Here is a 14887-nt window from a genome sequence, read left to right on the forward strand (position 1 = left end):
AGGTTCGAGGTGGAAGTGCAGTAATGCATGCAGCTGACGAATACTAATCGGTCGAGGGCTTATCCTACGAACATTCGCTCGGATGTTCAACTTCGGATCAAGATCAGCTAAACAAGACCTTCGCAAAGGTTCGTATCCAGTTTTCAGGGTGTGATTTTCACCTATATTGAATACACACCCACCTAGCAGTGGGTTTTTTATTGGCCTTTAGCTCAGCTGGTTAGAGCGCACCCCTGATAAGGGTGAGGTCGGTGGTTCGAGTCCACTAAGGCCAACCATTCCCTTTGGGGCCATAGCTCAGCTGGGAGAGCGCCTGCCTTGCAAGCAGGAGGTCAGCGGTTCGATCCCGCTTGGCTCCACCAAATTATGATTAACCTATTCCCTGATAGCTCAGTTGGTAGAGCACTCGACTGTTAATCGAGTTGTCACAGGTTCGAGTCCTGTTCGGGGAGCCATTCATCTGGAGAGCTGTCCGAGTGGTCGAAGGAGCACGATTGGAAATCGTGTAGGCGCTAACCGCGTCTCGAGAGTTCGAATCTCTCGCTCTCCGCCAGATAGGGCCCGTTGGTCAAGTGGTTAAGACACCTCCCTTTCACGGAGGTAACAGGGGTTCGAGTCCCCTACGGGTCACCATTCATTTCCCTGGAGGCTTAGCTCAGCTGGGAGAGCATCTGCCTTACAAGCAGAGGGTCGGCGGTTCGATCCCGTCAGCCTCCACCATATCTGTTTTACTTATATTATCGCGGGGTGGAGCAGCTCGGTAGCTCGTCGGGCTCATAACCCGAAGGCCGCAGGTTCAAATCCTGCCCCCGCAACCAAAACAATTCGGTTGATTACCGAGCACTAATAATGCGGAGCCGTGGTGTAGTGGCCCAACATGCCTGCCTGTCACGCAGGAGACCGCGGGTTCGAATCCCGTCGGCTCCGCCATTTAATTAAAAGTTCGGCTCGGTAGCTCAGTCGGTAGAGCAGAGGACTGAAAATCCTCGTGTCGGCGGTTCGATTCCGTCCCGAGCCACCATTTTTAAATTGTAATTTCATACGCCGGTGTAGCTCAGTTGGTAGAGCAACTGACTTGTAATCAGTAGGTCGTGGGTTCGACTCCTATCGCCGGCACCATCATGGAGGATTAGTGAAGTGGCTAAACACGGCAGACTGTAAATCTGCTCTCTTCGAGTTCGGTGGTTCGAATCCATCATCCTCCACCACATTTTTACATGGCGATCGTGGCGAAGTGGTTAACGCACCGGTTTGTGGATCCGGCATTCGTGGGTTCAATTCCCATCGGTCGCCCCATTTTTACTTAACAAAAGCTTCATGTTGGGGATTAGCCAAGCGGTAAGGCAACGGACTTTGACTCCGTCATTCCCTAGGTTCGAATCCTAGATCCCCAGCCATTTTGAGCCATTAGCTCAGTTGGTAGAGCACCTGACTTTTAATCAGGGTGTCGTAGGTTCGAGTCCTACATGGCTCACTTTATCTTGTTACGCGGTCATGGCGGAATTGGCAGACGCGCTAGATTCAGGTTCTAGTGTCAGCAATGACGTGGAGGTTCGAGTCCTCTTGACCGCATCACCCTGCGGAAGTGGCTCAGCGGTAGAGCATCGCCTTGCCAAGGCGAGGGTCGCGGGTTCGATTCCCGTCTTCCGCTCCATCATGGCGCCATAGCCAAGTGGTAAGGCAGAGCTCTGCAAAAGCTTCACCCCCAGTTCGAATCTGGGTGGCGCCTTGAATGTTTTGTTTTCGATCGCGGGATGTAGCTCAGCTTGGTAGAGCACCTGGTTTGGGACCAGGGGGTCGCATGTTCAAATCGTGTCATCCCGACCATTTTTTTTGCGGGTGTAGTTCAATGGTAGAACTTTAGCCTTCCAAGCTAATAGCGTGGGTTCGATTCCCATCACCCGCTTTTCTAAAGATAAAGAAGCCTTTTATCCCGACGGATAAAAGGCTTCTTTTGCATTCGATTGCAGATCGCACGTAATTTTCTATTTTGCATTCTCGTCCGGCTGATGAATTCCAATAATATTACCTTCGGTGTCGATATAGTACCCTTGCCACGCCATGCCAGGCAGTGCATATTTCGGTAACGCGATTGTGCCTCCATGCTCAAGAATTTTGGCCTCAGTCGCATCATAGTCCCCGATCCCCATTGTACAGGCAAAACCATTCACGGCTTGACCAGGTTGTGGAGAAGCACCATGGCGCTGCATCAAAGCACCGTTGATTCCCATTGCGTCAGCGTCGCCTGTCACGGCTCCAAAGTAGGGCATTCCGGCATAGCTGCTGTAATCCTCAAATGTCCAGCCGAATACCTCTCCATAAAATTTCTTAGCACGGTCCATGTCATCGACATGAATCTCGAAATGAATGACTCTTCCCATGATTACCTCCACGATTTAGACTTCATTACTTGATTCTTTTAATAGGGTTTCCTTTCCTACTTGATCCATAACAAATCACAAAATAAAAATAAAACCCGACCAAGAAAGGTCGGGTTCCAAACGCAGCTAGCTGCTATAGCTGCCATGCTTCTTCTTGTAATGCCCATGGCCATAATTGGAGTGATGCGGCGGGTAATGGCTGCCTTTCTTATAATCGCTGCTGCTGTGATGTTGATGGCCGTAATGACCGTGTGAACCGTGATGCTTGCGGCCGAGCAGGGAGCTGATGAGACGATTCAGAAGGTGTCGTATCATACGCATTGGACCTCCTATATGTTAATGAAGTGGAAGCGCTTTAGACTTGTAAAATAATACGCAGCGTTTCGAATCAGGTTTCGTTATAAATCGCCTATTTACGAACCGATTAGAAACCGAGCATCACCTTCAACCGTAAGTGAAGGAAAGGAGGGATGCGGATGTTTGGTGCAAGGTGGCGGGAACGTTGGATGAACTGGCTGGATTATCCGCTCCGGGGAGGCGCGGTTTGGGCGGGCAGGTATCGCATTGAGCAGTTCCTAGGGATGGGCAGCTACGGTCAAGCCTATCGGTGTACGGATCTGAGAAGCGGTGTAGTCGTGCTTATGAAGCGAGGTAAGCCGAGCAAGCGCAGCATGGCCCGTAAGATGCTAAAGCGGGAGAGCGACATCCTTCAAAGGCTCCATCATCCGCAAATTCCGAGGTGGTTGGATTATACCAAGCATGGCAGAGAAATGGTGCTCGTCATGGAGCTGGTTGATGGCTATAGTTTGGAGCATGCCGTAATGGTAGGCGAGAAAAAATACAGTCAGCATGAGGCTTTGCTCCTCGTTCGGCAATTGCTGCAGCCGCTGCGATATATGCATGAGACCGGGTATATTCATCGGGATGTGCGTATCCCGAATGTTCTGGTGAGCGGCGATCAGCTGGTTGTCATCGACGTCGGCTTAGCTTGCCGAATAGGCGAAGAGTCTGCATCTGACATAGGTGAGCCGAGCGGATTCGCGGACAGCTGGGGAGCGGTGAAGCACCGGATGCGTGTACCTGAACCGGCAAGCGATCTGTATGGTCTCGGTCATCTCTTCTTGTTTCTCATGTATGCAGGTTACATGCCGCATGAAGGACAGGAGGAGCGAGGCTGGGAGGAAGAACTGGAGCTTGATCCAGTGGTAAAAGACTTTGTGAAAGGACTGCTGGAGAACAGATGGCAGGCGGCGGAAGCGTGCGAGCAGGAGCTTGATCGAACATTGGAGGCGCTGGAAGGGCCGGCCTGTAGGGAGTAGATGGTTGGACAAAATTGCTTAATACTACCATTCCCTTCAATTGAGAGCCAGATTAAGGTACAATCTATATATATTGTTTGAATTGTAAAGGGGTTTAGGTATGGATTTTCAAAAAGAAATGCTGCAGCTGAACGTGAACAATGCGATTAAAGGTGCGGTTAAGACTAGCTTGAACGACATCCTTGGACAATTAACCAAGGATCGGTTGAATTTCATTGCTGCAAATTGCGCGCTAGCGGGGCGCTCCAAGCTGAAGAAGCAGGAGCTCGTAGATGCGCTTTGCGATCGAATTACGAGTATGACGCAAGTACAGACGGCTTTCCTTACAGCTGAGCCGCAGGAATGGGAGCTTGTGAACCGGCTTCTCGAAGTTCCGTACATTCAGGACAATGCGATTTATGCCGATGCTTACTTATTTTTGATGGATAAAGGGTTGGTATTCAGCTTCCTGGAAGGGGACGAGCTGTTCTTTGTTATGCCGGAGGAAGTCAAAGCCGCGTATAAGATGCTGGATCGAAAATCGTTCCAGAAAGAACGCAGCGTCAACCAACTGGTGCTGCGGTACTTGGAAGCTGCGGCGAACCTGTATGGGATCTGCCCGGTGCCCAAACTCATCGAGATTATCAACGACCAGAACGGCGTTAGCTTAACGGAGGAGAAGCTCCATGAAATTCGTTTATCCGTCTCAGATAAGGTGCTGACTTGGGATATTCAGCGTGGATTTCTATTTAACAATGACCTAGATGGAGAAGACTTGGACGATTATGAAGCGTTCTTGGAGAGCGTGAAGGATAAGCCGTACTACATTCCTCCCAAAGAAGAGCTCCTGCGTTATGCGGATATCGATTATTTCGAGAAGACGCCGCAGCTTGAGGCATTGAAGAACTACATCATGCAGGATCTAGGCAAAGTGGAGAAGTTGGCTGAAGCGCTCGCAGATGATATCCAGTTCGCATGTTCAATGGAAGAGCCGCTTGGCGTCATTATGGAAGAGTTTGATCAGCGCAAGATCCACTTGAACAAGAAGCAGCTTAAGGATGTTATGCCGCTAATTATTAATGTGCATAACAATACGAGAATGTGGTCCAATCGCGGGTTTACTCCGGATGAGCTAAGACCTAAGCCAGAGCAGAACACCAATGTGATCCAGTTCCCGACAGCATCCGAGAAAATCGGAAGAAACGAACCGTGCCCATGCGGCAGCGGGAAAAAACATAAAAAGTGCTGCCTGTAGGGTATGGAGATTCAACTCGAACAGCGAACCGTCGACGTTCATGTCGCATACGGGCCTGGTAAGAAGCTTTCTATCCAGATCGAGCCTTCCGGTTTCATTACTGTTAAGGCTCCAAACGGCACCAGCGACGAGATGATCATAAATGCAGTGAAGCAGCATGGACCGGCGATTAAGGTACAGCTTGATCGGATTGAGAAATCCCGTGAAGTGCTGACGATGAAGGAGTATCAGGAGGAGGGGAAGTTCCTCCATCTGGGCAAATTGTGTTTGTTGAGCGAATTAATTGATACAAAGGCAGAGAGCGAAGAAGAGCTCAGGCAACGATTGAAAAAGTTTTATTTTTCCAGCTGTAAAAAGGTTGTATTGGAACGCATTCCAATCTATCAGAAACAGCTGAAAGTCGCGCCGAAGTCGATCGAGATCGTAGAGTCCAGCACAAAGTGGGGAAGCTGCAGCTCGAAGAAACAACTCACGTTTAACTATCGTCTGGCCATGGCTCCGACCGAGGTCACCGATTACGTCATTGTTCATGAGCTGTGCCACCTATCGCATATGAATCATGATCGGTCGTTCTGGAGACTTGTAGGGAGTGTCATGCCGGACTACAAAGAGAAGGAAGCATACCTGGCGCGGTATGGGCAGGCTATGACGCTCTAGTGTTTGCACGCGTCTAGCCTCCAACAAAGAATGAACCACAATCCTATTCGAATGTGGTTCAGGCTGTCGATATAGTCTCGACGGCTATTTTTTTTATCTATGTAATTTATAACATCAACCGCGTTTATATGGTGACACACCCATCTTGAACTCCTCATCTTGATTCCGCGAAAATCTAACGAACCGTAGAGGGCTTATTGTGCCGAATTTCGGGGCTTCGAGAATCTAACGAACCGTAGAGGGCTTATTTGGGGATAAATGGCTCCCAACTACTCAAAAACTGTAAAATTGAACTCCTACGATTCGTTAGAATGTTTTTGGAGCCATGAATGGGCAAATAAGACCCGTACGATTCGTTAGAGCATCGAAAAACAAACAGGACGTACTCATTAGGATGGATGGCAAGATAGTCGCCAACCACCTGTCTAGCAGGCAGATCTTAATAAAATAACCTAGGCTCAATTTAGACAAGGCAGATCGCCTTATGTAAACCGAACCTAGGTTAATGCTGGATCATAGAATTCTCATAAGTGATAGTGAGGGGCTGGGGAGCCCTGCCTAATCGGTCCGTATGCTTACAGATTCCAAATGCGGTACAGAATAACTGCCGTTTCGGCGCGAGTGAGTGATTCGTGCGGCGCGATGTTGCCGTTCTTGCCGTTAACGATTCCGGATTTCACCAGAGCTGCAGCGCTGTCTTGTGCATAGTCGGAAATACTTGCAGCGTCAGCAAATGCGTCTAGAGCTCCCGATGTTTCGACCGACTTGCCGGCAGCTGCCAGTGCGCGTGTCGTCAGCACCATCATATCTTGACGGGAGATTGTGCGCTCTGGCTGGAAGGTATTGTTCGCAAAGCCGGTCGCGATTCCAAGTTCCTTCGCAATGACCAGCTCGTTGTAATAATAAGCGGATTGCTGGATATCGCTGAACATCGCTCCTTCTTTGCCTGTGCCAGGCAGTTCAAGTGCTCTTACGAGAAGAGCAATAAAGTCTGCTCGTTTGATGGAGGCTGCGGGTGAGAAGCTGTTCGCAGTTGTCCCTTTGATGATAGCATGCGATGCCATAACATCTACGGCTTGTTTGGCCCAAGGTACATGCTGCAGGTCCCCGAAGGTCTTAAACACGGAGCCTACCGCATAGGTGCTGAAGTGGGTCGTTTGGAAAACAACCGTTTGGCTTGCCTCATCATATCGACCGTTTGGAATCTGTGTCGCGTTGCCTTCACCATTGATGTACCAAATGACGATATGATCCGGATTGCTAAGCTCTTCCGCTGTAGGCGTATAAGGGATCGCAACCGATACCGGCGCATTAGGGTTGCTCCATGCCAAGACAGAGTTGCCAGCGACTAAATTCAGATCGATAACCGGACGGCTGCCGATCAACTCGCGGGTAGCGGCATCCAAGCTGTCTGTTGAAGCTTTGCCTACTCGGATGGATACTTGATCGGCCTTCTCTGTTACGTTGGACAGCATGTTGCTTGGAATTTGGATGGTTGCGTTCTCGGTCTTCACCGACAGAACGAAAGCATCTTGTCCTTTCAGACTTTGCGTCGGCAATTGTACTTCATACGATGCCGCGTTCGCTTGCTTCGGCAGCTTGATGACGATTTGTTTCTCGCCGTTTGCTGCCGGAGCGGCTTGCTCCAGCGCCTTTTTCAAATTGTCGCTGGAAACTGTACCGATGGCACGTCCGTTATCCGTCTCTATAGCGGGAATGATCGTAACGACGCCGTTCTGGTTCTGGACGCTGCCTGTTTGCAGGCTGACAGTGCCGCCACCGATTGGATTGGTCGCAGCAGTGGTAAGCGTAAGTTCGCCGTATACGGACGTGTCCATATAACCATTACCGGTTGTATCGTTCCATGCCGTAACGCTTTGGCGGGAGCCTTCTTTCGCGTCATTGATTTGTACGTCAAAACCGAGCTTCTTGTCGTTGACCGGCGTGACTGAAGTCAACGGGATTTTCACTTCAACTGTGTAGTTGGTTCCCGAAACCTTTGTTGCGGATTCGAACCCGTCTGCAAGGCTTAACGGATTAAACGATGTCTCGTTGTCAAAGTTTACTCTGTACTGACCGTCATCATCTTGATAGAACGATGTCTTGGCATTGTTTTGATCAAGGAAGATTTCGACGGAATCTTGTTCATACTTATTTACGCTTGTTTTGTCGAGCTGTGCGTCGCTAACCTGTACCAATACATAGAGATTGTGCTCATCCCAGAGCGCTTTGGCAACGCCGCTCGCTCCTTGCCAAGCCGTCTGATACCGGTTGATCGGTATTTCCGGGGCTTGGCTCCAACTCTCATCAACCGTTCCGTCGACTTCCGGTGTAGCGAATTTGGCTGTGGATTGGTTGGCTTCCGCCAAATCAGGCTGATGCTCTTCCATGAATACGGCCGGGTCGCTTACGCCGTAATAAGCCGGTTTGGCCTGGAGGTTCTTATCAAACAACAACGGGTTGGAAGCGGCTCTCCAGCTCGTATTGTCATCCATGCCCCAGAAGGTAACGCGTTTGATCGCTGCAGCATGCGCTTGGAAGATGTCAAACAGCTGCGCGTATAGATAACCTTGGGCATTGGCAAGCGGCTCGGAAAGCTGGTAGTTGCTTCCGGCCTGAATATCGAGCTCCGTAATGCTAATTTCTACGCCTAAAGAAATAAATTTCTCCAAGGACAGGTTCACATTGTCCGGATTCGTATTTACGCTGTAGTGCGCCTGCATACCGACACCATCGATCAAGAGTTTGCCAGGGTGTGTTTCCGCATATCTGTCGTTTATTTCTTTGACCATGTTGTAGATCGCTTGCGCTTTGTTCTGATTGTCTTCGTTATAATCATTGTAATAGAGCTTCATGTCCCAAGTTGGATGCGCGTCCAGCACTTCTCGTGCTGCTAAGAACGCCTGCTCGACATAGTCCGTTCCGATCGCGTTATTCCATGGCGTTTGGCGAAGTGACGCCTTCCAGTCCGCCGGATTAGACGGGTTATCGTTCATCGCTTCATTGACGACATCCCATGAAATGACCTTGCTGCCGAAATGCTCCATGACCGTTTGGATATGGGTCTTCAAATTAGTAAGCGCTTCTTCACGGCTCAGTGGAATCGTGTTGTTATCGCCATCCTTAGTCGTATTCAGCCATGCAGGCGATTGCTGATGCCATACCAGTACATGCCCGTGCATCTGAATCCCTTCAGCGAGCACTTTATCGACAAGTGCATCGGCCGCCGTAAAGGTGAAGGTGCCCTTCGTAGGCTGAAGCGCATCCGGCTTCATGGCGTTGCCGGCTGTAACGACGTTGAAATGCTGCTTCAGAAGCTCAAGTCTGACGCCTTCCAGATCCTCCGCGGAGATCGCGTTGCCGATCAGAAAATCGTCTTGGTAGGTATCTTTGATCGGAGCCAGATCTTTCTGAATGGAGATCGGGCCAGAGCCTGTGCTTTCAAAGCTGATATCGTCGATATAGTAGGAAGCTGTTTTGTTAGTGGAGCTTTCTACATAGATCGATAAGAACTCACTGCTTACATTGTTGTAACGGTAGGTACCTTCGTACTTCACCCAGCCGTCGCTTGCACTGATTGTTTTGCCTGCAAGCTGAACATAGTTGGCACTGCTTCCTTGACCAACCTGCGTGGAGAGCTGAAGCTGTGAGCTTGCAGGAGAGATCAGCTTCACCCAGGCTGTAATTTTGTACTCGGAGCCCTTATCTATATACTTCTCTACGCGCAATGTCGGTCCATGCCACGAATCTGTGCGTCCTTCCACTTTCAAAGCGTAAGAACCTTCTTCGGAATGATTAGCTTCATTGGTTACGGTTAGCGTTTCCGTACCTGCCCGGCCTACAAATCCGCCGGCTGTTTGATCCTCAAACGTAACGGTATTGAAATCCAAAGCCGGTGGCCTCGGTTCTTCTACCTCAGGCTCTTCCGGTGTTACTTGCTGGGTGATGAGGATATCGCCAACGTAGAACGGCACGGCTTTGCCGGTTTCATTCGATTGAACACGCAGGCTTGTATCTTTGCTCGTATCCACGGTAAACGCTTTCGTAAGTGTGAAAGCAGTACCGGCTGCTAAGTCAGCGCTTGCCAAGAAGCCGTAGCTGTTAACCGTCTGCAGATAGGCTTGCGAGCCGTCAGGCACAACGGTATCCGGGTCAACATAACCTTGCACGGTTACGGTATAGGCCTTACCGTTTTCGAGCCCGATATCGCTGAATTTGAAATCAACCGCGTCCCAAGTGTTTGCTCTGTTGCTTACGGATAGAGCTGCCCCGTCGGCGTTACCGTGAAACACTTTGCCGGTAACTGTCGTTAAGCTCGCGCCGCCGGATTGCGCAGCAGCCCCTTTGCCGCTTGCAAAAGCTTCGTGGTAGACCGTCTCCACATCTGTCGCTGGTTTCTCAGCGGTAATGAGGACGTCACCGACGTAGAATGGCACGGTTTTGCCGGTTTCGCTCGATTGAACACGCAGGCTTGTATCTTTGCTCGTATCCACCGTAAATTCTTTCGTCAGCGTGAAAGCCGCACCGGCGACTAAGTCAGCGCCAGCTAAGAAGCCGTAGCTGTTAACCGTTTGCAGATAGGCTTGCGAGCCGCCAGGTACATCAGTACCCGAGTCCACATAACCTTGCACGGTGACGGTGTAGGTTTTACCGTTTTCGAGCCCGATGTCGCTAAATTTAAAATCTGCCGCGTCCCAGGTGTTTGCTCTGTTGCTTACCGATAGAGCCGCCCCGTCGGCATTGCCGTCAAACACTTTGCCGGTTACTTGCGTCAAGCTCGCACCGCCGGATTGCGTGGCAGCCCCTCTGCCGCTAGCAAAGTCCTCGTGGTAAACTACGGTCGTCTCTGCAGCCGCGGCTTTCACAACCGGAGCCAGCAGGCCGGAAGGAATAAGCAAAGCTGCTGCCAGCAAAATCGAGAGTACTCGTTTGATTGTTCTAGTCATGTCTTGCATCCCCCTGCGAAGTATAGTGGTACATACAAATAAAGCGCTTACAACGGTAAGCTGATTCAACCTCCTTTCCATTCTTACCCTTGATTATAGCCTGTGTTAAAAACTTGTTTTACCAGAAGAAGTAAACAATATATTGTACTAATTAAATATTAGAGCCGATTTGATGTAGTATAGGAGATAATGGAAGACTTCGAAGGAGGAGCTTGTGGTGAGTATCTTATCGAGGTTCAGGGACGTGATGAAAGCCAACACGCATGGGTTGCTAGACCGTGGGGATGATCCGGAGAAGACTGTAAAGACATATATGCAGAGCTTACATAGTGATCTGGGCCAAGTGAAAGCGGAGACGGCGGCGGTGCTGCTGGGTGAGAGCAGAGCCAAGAGGGAGTTGGACGAATGCAGCGCCGAGGTCAAGAAGCTGCAGCGTTATGCGGAGAAGTCTGCGGAGTCCGGTGAGGATGAGAATGCGCTCAAATTCCTAGATCTCAAATCGAAGCAAGCGGAGAAATGCACAGAGCTGCAGGCTGCTTATGACCGGACTTCTGCGAAGGCAACGATGATGAAACATATGGAGGATAAGCTCGTGTCCGATTTGGCGCAGCTGGAAGTGCGGCATGCAGAGCTGAAAGGGAAGATGGCGGATGCAAAAGCGCAGCAGCAAGCTGGCGGCGATGCGAGCGCTGCCTTCAACGCCATGGAAGAGAAGGCGAACCAGGCCATAAACGAGGCGACGGCTCTCGCCGAACTTAGGGCCGGGGCACAGGAAGAGGATCTGGACGTGTTGATCGCTCAACTGGAGAAGGATGCGGCAGCGGGTTCGGCTGCTGCGACTGTAAAGACAACACCTGAAGAAGAGCTCGCAGCAATCAAGGAAAGATTAAAGTCGAGGTGAGCGAAGTGGCGGCGGTTATTGAGTATAAGTGTCCCAATTGCGGCAGCGGCATGGTGTTTGACGCGGGCTCAGGGACGTTATCTTGTCCAAGTTGCGGACGACAGGATGCTGTCGAACAAATTCCCGATCCGCTGAAGAAGCAGACGTTCACGGAAGACGAGGTGAAGGAGTATCACTGCAACAGCTGCGGATCTGTCATCGTGACCGAGCGGGAGACAAGCGCAACGACATGCAGCTTTTGCGGATCTGCCGTAGTGCTGAGCGATCGGCTGTCGGGTGATTTTGCCCCGGTGAAGGTGATTCCCTTTACGATTTCGAAGGAAGCTGCGATGAAGGCGTTCAAGAAATGGTGCAGGAACGGTTTGCTTACGCCCAAAGGGTTTATGACAGCGGATCGGATCGCGGGGATTACCGGGATGTACGTCCCCTTCTGGCTTTATGATTTGAACAACGGTATTGAGGTTCACGGTCAGGGAACTAGGGTTAGAATCTATACGCAAGGCGACTATAGGTATACGGAGACACAGCATTTTAACATCTATCGCAAAATCGAGCTGAACTATGTAAGACTGCCAATCGATGCATCGGAGAAAATGAATGATGAGCTGATGGATAAGCTGGAGCCGTTTCCCTATGACCAGTTGAAAGCTTTCAAGACACCTTATCTGGCAGGCTATATGGCGGAGAAATATAGCTATAATGATGAACAGTTATTCCCGCGGGCCAAGGAGAAAACGAGCTCGTACATCGATGCGTATATTTCTTCGACGGTACAAGGGTATTCGAGCGTGATGTACACCGACAAGCAAATTGACACAACAGTGAAACAGGCGGATTATGTGCTGCTTCCCGTATGGATGATTAGGTACAACTATAATCGGCGGGAGTACACGTTTGCGATGAACGGTCAGACGGGGAAAGTCGTGGGCAAACCTCCGATCAGTAAAGCGAAGGTAACCGCATGGTTTGCTGGGGTTTCTGCCGTTTCATTCGTGGGTTTAAAGGTCGTTTCCTGGATGCTGGGAGGCGGGTTCTTATGAGAAGACACGCTAAGATTCTAGCAGCTCTCATCTTGTTCGCGATTTGTTTGATGGCGTTAATGATACCCGTAATGCCTATAGCGGCGGCAACGACGGCGAGCAAGAAGCTGATTTTTGATCAGGCGCATCTGCTTAGTGAAAAAGAACAGGTTGAGCTGACCGCTTTGGCGACTAAATACGGAGCTGATCGAGAGACGGACATCATCATTCTTACATCCGATAATAAGGAGAACCGGGATGTCCAGCTGATGACAGAGGATTTCTATGATAATCAGGCACCGGGGTACGATAAGGCACACGGTAATGCTGTTATCTTGACCATGGACATGAACAATCGTCAGGTTTACTTGGCCGGCTTTGGTATAGCGGAAAACTATCTCGACAGCGGCAGGCTGGATAAGATACGCAACGCGATTTCCCCGGATTTAACGCGCGGTGAATATGCAGAAGCATTTAGCAGGTATATCACGCTATCGCACAAGTATATGGGGTTCAAACCCGGCGTGAATCCCGATAATATCTTGTTTACCATTTGGTTTCAGCTGGGAGCTGCTGTAGTCATTGGAGGTATTGTCGTCAGTGTGATGGTATACCGTTCAGGCGGCCGCATCACCGTTAATCGGGCAACGTATGAGGATTCCAGTACATCAGGCGTATTGGATCAGGCGGATCAGTATATGCGGACGACGGTTACCAAAAGCAGAATTCCGAAGAACAAAGGTCGCGGTTCAGGCGGCGGTGGCGGTGGCGGTGGTACGAGCAGCGGAGGTCACTCTCATAGCGGAAGCAGAGGTTCTTTTTAATAGCCAAACAAGCGGACTATAGAAGGGATGGGAATGGAATGGGGCTTTTCGGCAATCAATTCTCAAACGTTGTGGAATGGGAAGAATTCAGGGATGATATGATTTTCTGGAAGTGGAGCAACCGCGAGATTAAGAAGGGGAGCAAGCTCATTATTCGCGCCGGCCAGGATGCTGTTTTTCTGAATAACGGCAAGGTCGAAGGGATTTTCAAGGATGAAGGCTCATTCCAAATCGATTCGGACATCATCCCCTTCTTGTCTACGCTGAAAGGGTTTAAGTTCGGCTTCAACAGCGGCATGAGGGTAGAGGTTCTCTTCGTGAATACGAAGGAGTTTACCGTGAGATGGGGCACGCAGAATCCGGTACTGATTCCGACTCCGCAACTGCCGGGCGGGATGCCGATTCGCGCCAACGGCACGTTTATTTTCAAAGTAAGTGACTATATGGCGCTGATCGACAAGATCGCCGGGGTCAAACAAGATTATTTGGTCGAGGATGTCAAAATCCGAATGACTGCCGTGCTTGATCAACTGCTGATGAAGTGGATTAGCCGCGAAGGTAAGGATATGTTTAATCTGCAGGCGAACGCATCGGACATTGCGAAGGGCATTCGCGAGGATTTGGATATGCAAATGATGGACATCGGAATCGCGATCACGGGTTTCCACGTGATGAGCTTCAATTATCCGCAAGAAATTCAGGATATGATTACGAAGACGGCTTCGCATGAGATGATCGGCAATTTGCAGAAATATCAGCAGGTGAGCATGACAGATGGCATTTCATCAGGAAAAGTGCATGGCGGCGGTGCTGCTGCGGATATGGCCGGCATGATGATGGGCATGAATATGGCTAATGAGATGCTGAAAAATATGAATCAAAACCAGCATCAGCAGCCTGCGGAAGATAAAAGTCCGGAAACAGCGTCGGCTCCTTCATCCACGGCGGCAAACAAGAAGCCGAACTTCTGCCCCAATTGCGGGGCCAAGAATGAAGGAGCCAACTTCTGCCCGAATTGCGGTCAGAAGCTGGGTTAGGTATGGAGATTGACAGCATTCTTATTTCCGCAAGTTAATAGGGGGCTAAGTGGATGGCAGGTGCTCAGAGCATTCTAGAGTGGACCTTGGTATCGGAGTGTCCAATACCGCAAGATGTCAATGTGCTGCTTGTGGCAGGAGAAGTAGCGGTTACTGCTTACAAAACCTTCCGCGACACCGCTGTATTCACGAACAAAAGATTGATCGTAAGAGATGTACAAGGCATCACCGGCAAGAAGATCGAGATCTACTCCCTCCCTTATTCCTCGATTAATATGTGGTCCACAGAGAACGCCGGCGGGTTCCTCGACATCAATGCTGAGGTTGAGTTGTGGACACGGGCGGGCCATATTAAAGTGAAATTGCAAAAAGGTGTGGATATTCGCAAGTTTGATATGCTGATTGCTAATGCGCTTTTACGTGACTAATCCGTAAAGCATCGTGTTAGCGGTCATAGGAGGGAGCGCCGAATCTGGCGCTCTTTTTGTTCATGTTTACGCACAGTGTCCGTGATTACAGAAATAATAGAGATCAGAAAAAAGGGATTAGTTGGGGTTGCCCGAAATAAG

The 14887-nt window shown here is 50.1% G+C and carries 11 protein-coding genes and 19 tRNA genes; 27 read left to right on the plus strand and 3 right to left on the minus strand.

The genetic code is table 11. The annotated features are described in order from the left end of the window. The first annotated feature begins 201 nt into the window (after window positions 1-201). The 19 genes from AC506A_RS21845 to AC506A_RS21935 all read left to right on the plus strand — a co-directional run bounded on the left by AC506A_RS21845 (window position 202) and on the right by AC506A_RS21935 (window position 1906). Window positions 202-278: transfer RNA gene (locus tag AC506A_RS21845), tRNA-Ile, on the plus strand. A gap of 8 nt (window positions 279-286) precedes the next feature. Further along, window positions 287-362 (plus strand) — tRNA-Ala (locus AC506A_RS21850). A 17-nt stretch (window positions 363-379) separates the two neighbouring features. After that, a tRNA-Asn gene (locus AC506A_RS21855) sits at window positions 380-455 on the plus strand. A 7-nt stretch (window positions 456-462) separates the two neighbouring features. Beyond that, window positions 463-553: transfer RNA gene (locus AC506A_RS21860), tRNA-Ser, on the plus strand. A gap of 5 nt (window positions 554-558) precedes the next feature. After that, window positions 559-633, plus strand: a tRNA-Glu gene (locus AC506A_RS21865). 11 nt (window positions 634-644) lie between these two features. After that, window positions 645-720, plus strand: a tRNA-Val gene (locus AC506A_RS21870). A 21-nt stretch (window positions 721-741) separates the two neighbouring features. After that, window positions 742-818 (plus strand) — tRNA-Met (locus AC506A_RS21875). A 35-nt stretch (window positions 819-853) separates the two neighbouring features. Further along, window positions 854-930: transfer RNA gene (locus AC506A_RS21880), tRNA-Asp, on the plus strand. 15 nt (window positions 931-945) lie between these two features. Next, a tRNA-Phe gene (locus tag AC506A_RS21885) sits at window positions 946-1021 on the plus strand. A gap of 22 nt (window positions 1022-1043) precedes the next feature. After that, window positions 1044-1119 (plus strand) — tRNA-Thr (locus AC506A_RS21890). Window positions 1120-1123: 4 nt separating this feature from the next. Next, window positions 1124-1208: transfer RNA gene (locus AC506A_RS21895), tRNA-Tyr, on the plus strand. 12 nt (window positions 1209-1220) lie between these two features. Continuing rightward, window positions 1221-1296, plus strand: a tRNA-His gene (locus AC506A_RS21900). A gap of 25 nt (window positions 1297-1321) precedes the next feature. After that, a tRNA-Gln gene (locus AC506A_RS21905) sits at window positions 1322-1397 on the plus strand. Window positions 1398-1401: 4 nt separating this feature from the next. Then, window positions 1402-1474, plus strand: a tRNA-Lys gene (locus AC506A_RS21910). 14 nt (window positions 1475-1488) lie between these two features. Then, window positions 1489-1572, plus strand: a tRNA-Leu gene (locus AC506A_RS21915). Window positions 1573-1579: 7 nt separating this feature from the next. Further along, window positions 1580-1654 (plus strand) — tRNA-Gly (locus AC506A_RS21920). A gap of 4 nt (window positions 1655-1658) precedes the next feature. Continuing rightward, window positions 1659-1729 (plus strand) — tRNA-Cys (locus AC506A_RS21925). A gap of 21 nt (window positions 1730-1750) precedes the next feature. After that, a tRNA-Pro gene (locus tag AC506A_RS21930) sits at window positions 1751-1827 on the plus strand. Between the two features lie 8 nt (window positions 1828-1835). Beyond that, window positions 1836-1906 (plus strand) — tRNA-Gly (locus AC506A_RS21935). Window positions 1907-1985: 79 nt separating this feature from the next. Here the strand turns inward: AC506A_RS21935 and AC506A_RS21940 are convergent. Continuing rightward, entirely contained in the window at window positions 1986-2381 is a 396-nt protein-coding gene (locus AC506A_RS21940) for a VOC family protein (RefSeq protein ID WP_495463130.1), read from the minus strand. A 126-nt stretch (window positions 2382-2507) separates the two neighbouring features. Further along, window positions 2508-2696, minus strand: a complete 189-nt coding sequence (locus tag AC506A_RS21945; protein WP_495463131.1) for a hypothetical protein — start codon at window positions 2694-2696, stop codon at window positions 2508-2510. A 161-nt stretch (window positions 2697-2857) separates the two neighbouring features. On the opposite strand from AC506A_RS21945, the gene AC506A_RS21950 reads away from it, so the two are divergent. The 3 genes from AC506A_RS21950 to AC506A_RS21960 all read left to right on the plus strand — a co-directional run bounded on the left by AC506A_RS21950 (window position 2858) and on the right by AC506A_RS21960 (window position 5591). Further along, window positions 2858-3700: a serine/threonine protein kinase gene (locus AC506A_RS21950; protein ID WP_495463132.1), complete on the plus strand. Its 843-nt coding sequence runs from the start codon at window positions 2858-2860 to the stop codon at window positions 3698-3700. A 100-nt stretch (window positions 3701-3800) separates the two neighbouring features. Then, complete coding sequence (locus tag AC506A_RS21955) at window positions 3801-4934, plus strand: YecA family protein (RefSeq protein ID WP_495463133.1); 1134 nt, start codon at window positions 3801-3803, stop codon at window positions 4932-4934. Between the two features lie 3 nt (window positions 4935-4937). Further along, a complete protein-coding gene (locus AC506A_RS21960; protein WP_495463134.1) occupies window positions 4938-5591 on the plus strand; it encodes a M48 family metallopeptidase in 654 nt (217 codons plus the stop codon). Window positions 5592-6166: 575 nt separating this feature from the next. On the opposite strand, the gene AC506A_RS21965 is transcribed toward AC506A_RS21960, so the two are convergent. Then, a complete protein-coding gene (locus tag AC506A_RS21965; RefSeq protein WP_495463135.1) occupies window positions 6167-10537 on the minus strand; it encodes an endo-1,4-beta-xylanase in 4371 nt (1456 codons plus the stop codon). A 217-nt stretch (window positions 10538-10754) separates the two neighbouring features. On the opposite strand from AC506A_RS21965, the gene AC506A_RS21970 reads away from it, so the two are divergent. From AC506A_RS21970 to AC506A_RS21990, 5 genes are read left to right on the plus strand one after another with little or no spacing between them, the layout of a single operon-like run. Beyond that, the gene (locus AC506A_RS21970) at window positions 10755-11438 is read left to right on the plus strand and encodes a PspA/IM30 family protein (protein ID WP_495463136.1); all 684 of its coding nucleotides are present in this window, start codon (window positions 10755-10757) and stop codon (window positions 11436-11438) included. Beyond that, complete coding sequence (locus AC506A_RS21975) at window positions 11435-12478, plus strand: TFIIB-type zinc ribbon-containing protein (protein ID WP_495463137.1); 1044 nt, start codon at window positions 11435-11437, stop codon at window positions 12476-12478. Before AC506A_RS21970 ends, AC506A_RS21975 begins: the two co-directional genes overlap by 4 nt. Then, window positions 12475-13281 (plus strand): TPM domain-containing protein, encoded by an 807-nt coding sequence (locus AC506A_RS21980; protein WP_495463138.1) that lies wholly within the window; start codon window positions 12475-12477, stop codon window positions 13279-13281. Before AC506A_RS21975 ends, AC506A_RS21980 begins: the two co-directional genes overlap by 4 nt. A 38-nt stretch (window positions 13282-13319) precedes the next feature. After that, a complete protein-coding gene (locus tag AC506A_RS21985) occupies window positions 13320-14318 on the plus strand; it encodes an SPFH domain-containing protein (protein ID WP_495463139.1) in 999 nt (332 codons plus the stop codon). Between the two features lie 53 nt (window positions 14319-14371). After that, on the plus strand, window positions 14372-14746 hold the full coding sequence (locus tag AC506A_RS21990; RefSeq protein ID WP_495463140.1) for a PH domain-containing protein: 375 nt from the start codon (window positions 14372-14374) through the stop codon (window positions 14744-14746). The last annotated feature ends 141 nt before the right edge of the window (window positions 14747-14887 follow it).

The organism is Paenibacillus sp. N22P23, assembly GCF_059383735.1.

What these genes read in the sequence shown, in the direction of transcription:
- AC506A_RS21980 (WP_495463138.1), top strand. Translation starts at nt 12,475, where the DNA reads ATGAGAAGACACGCTAAGATTCTAGCAGCTCTCATCTTGTTCGCGATT.
- AC506A_RS21985 (WP_495463139.1), top strand. Translation starts at nt 13,320, where the DNA reads ATGGGGCTTTTCGGCAATCAATTCTCAAACGTTGTGGAATGGGAAGAA.
- AC506A_RS21965 (WP_495463135.1), bottom strand. Translation starts at nt 10,537, where the DNA reads ATGACTAGAACAATCAAACGAGTACTCTCGATTTTGCTGGCAGCAGCT.
- AC506A_RS21960 (WP_495463134.1), top strand. Translation starts at nt 4,938, where the DNA reads ATGGAGATTCAACTCGAACAGCGAACCGTCGACGTTCATGTCGCATAC.
- AC506A_RS21950 (WP_495463132.1), top strand. Translation starts at nt 2,858, where the DNA reads ATGTTTGGTGCAAGGTGGCGGGAACGTTGGATGAACTGGCTGGATTAT.
- AC506A_RS21955 (WP_495463133.1), top strand. Translation starts at nt 3,801, where the DNA reads ATGGATTTTCAAAAAGAAATGCTGCAGCTGAACGTGAACAATGCGATT.
- AC506A_RS21945 (WP_495463131.1), bottom strand. Translation starts at nt 2,696, where the DNA reads ATGATACGACACCTTCTGAATCGTCTCATCAGCTCCCTGCTCGGCCGC.
- AC506A_RS21990 (WP_495463140.1), top strand. Translation starts at nt 14,372, where the DNA reads ATGGCAGGTGCTCAGAGCATTCTAGAGTGGACCTTGGTATCGGAGTGT.
- AC506A_RS21940 (WP_495463130.1), bottom strand. Translation starts at nt 2,381, where the DNA reads ATGGGAAGAGTCATTCATTTCGAGATTCATGTCGATGACATGGACCGT.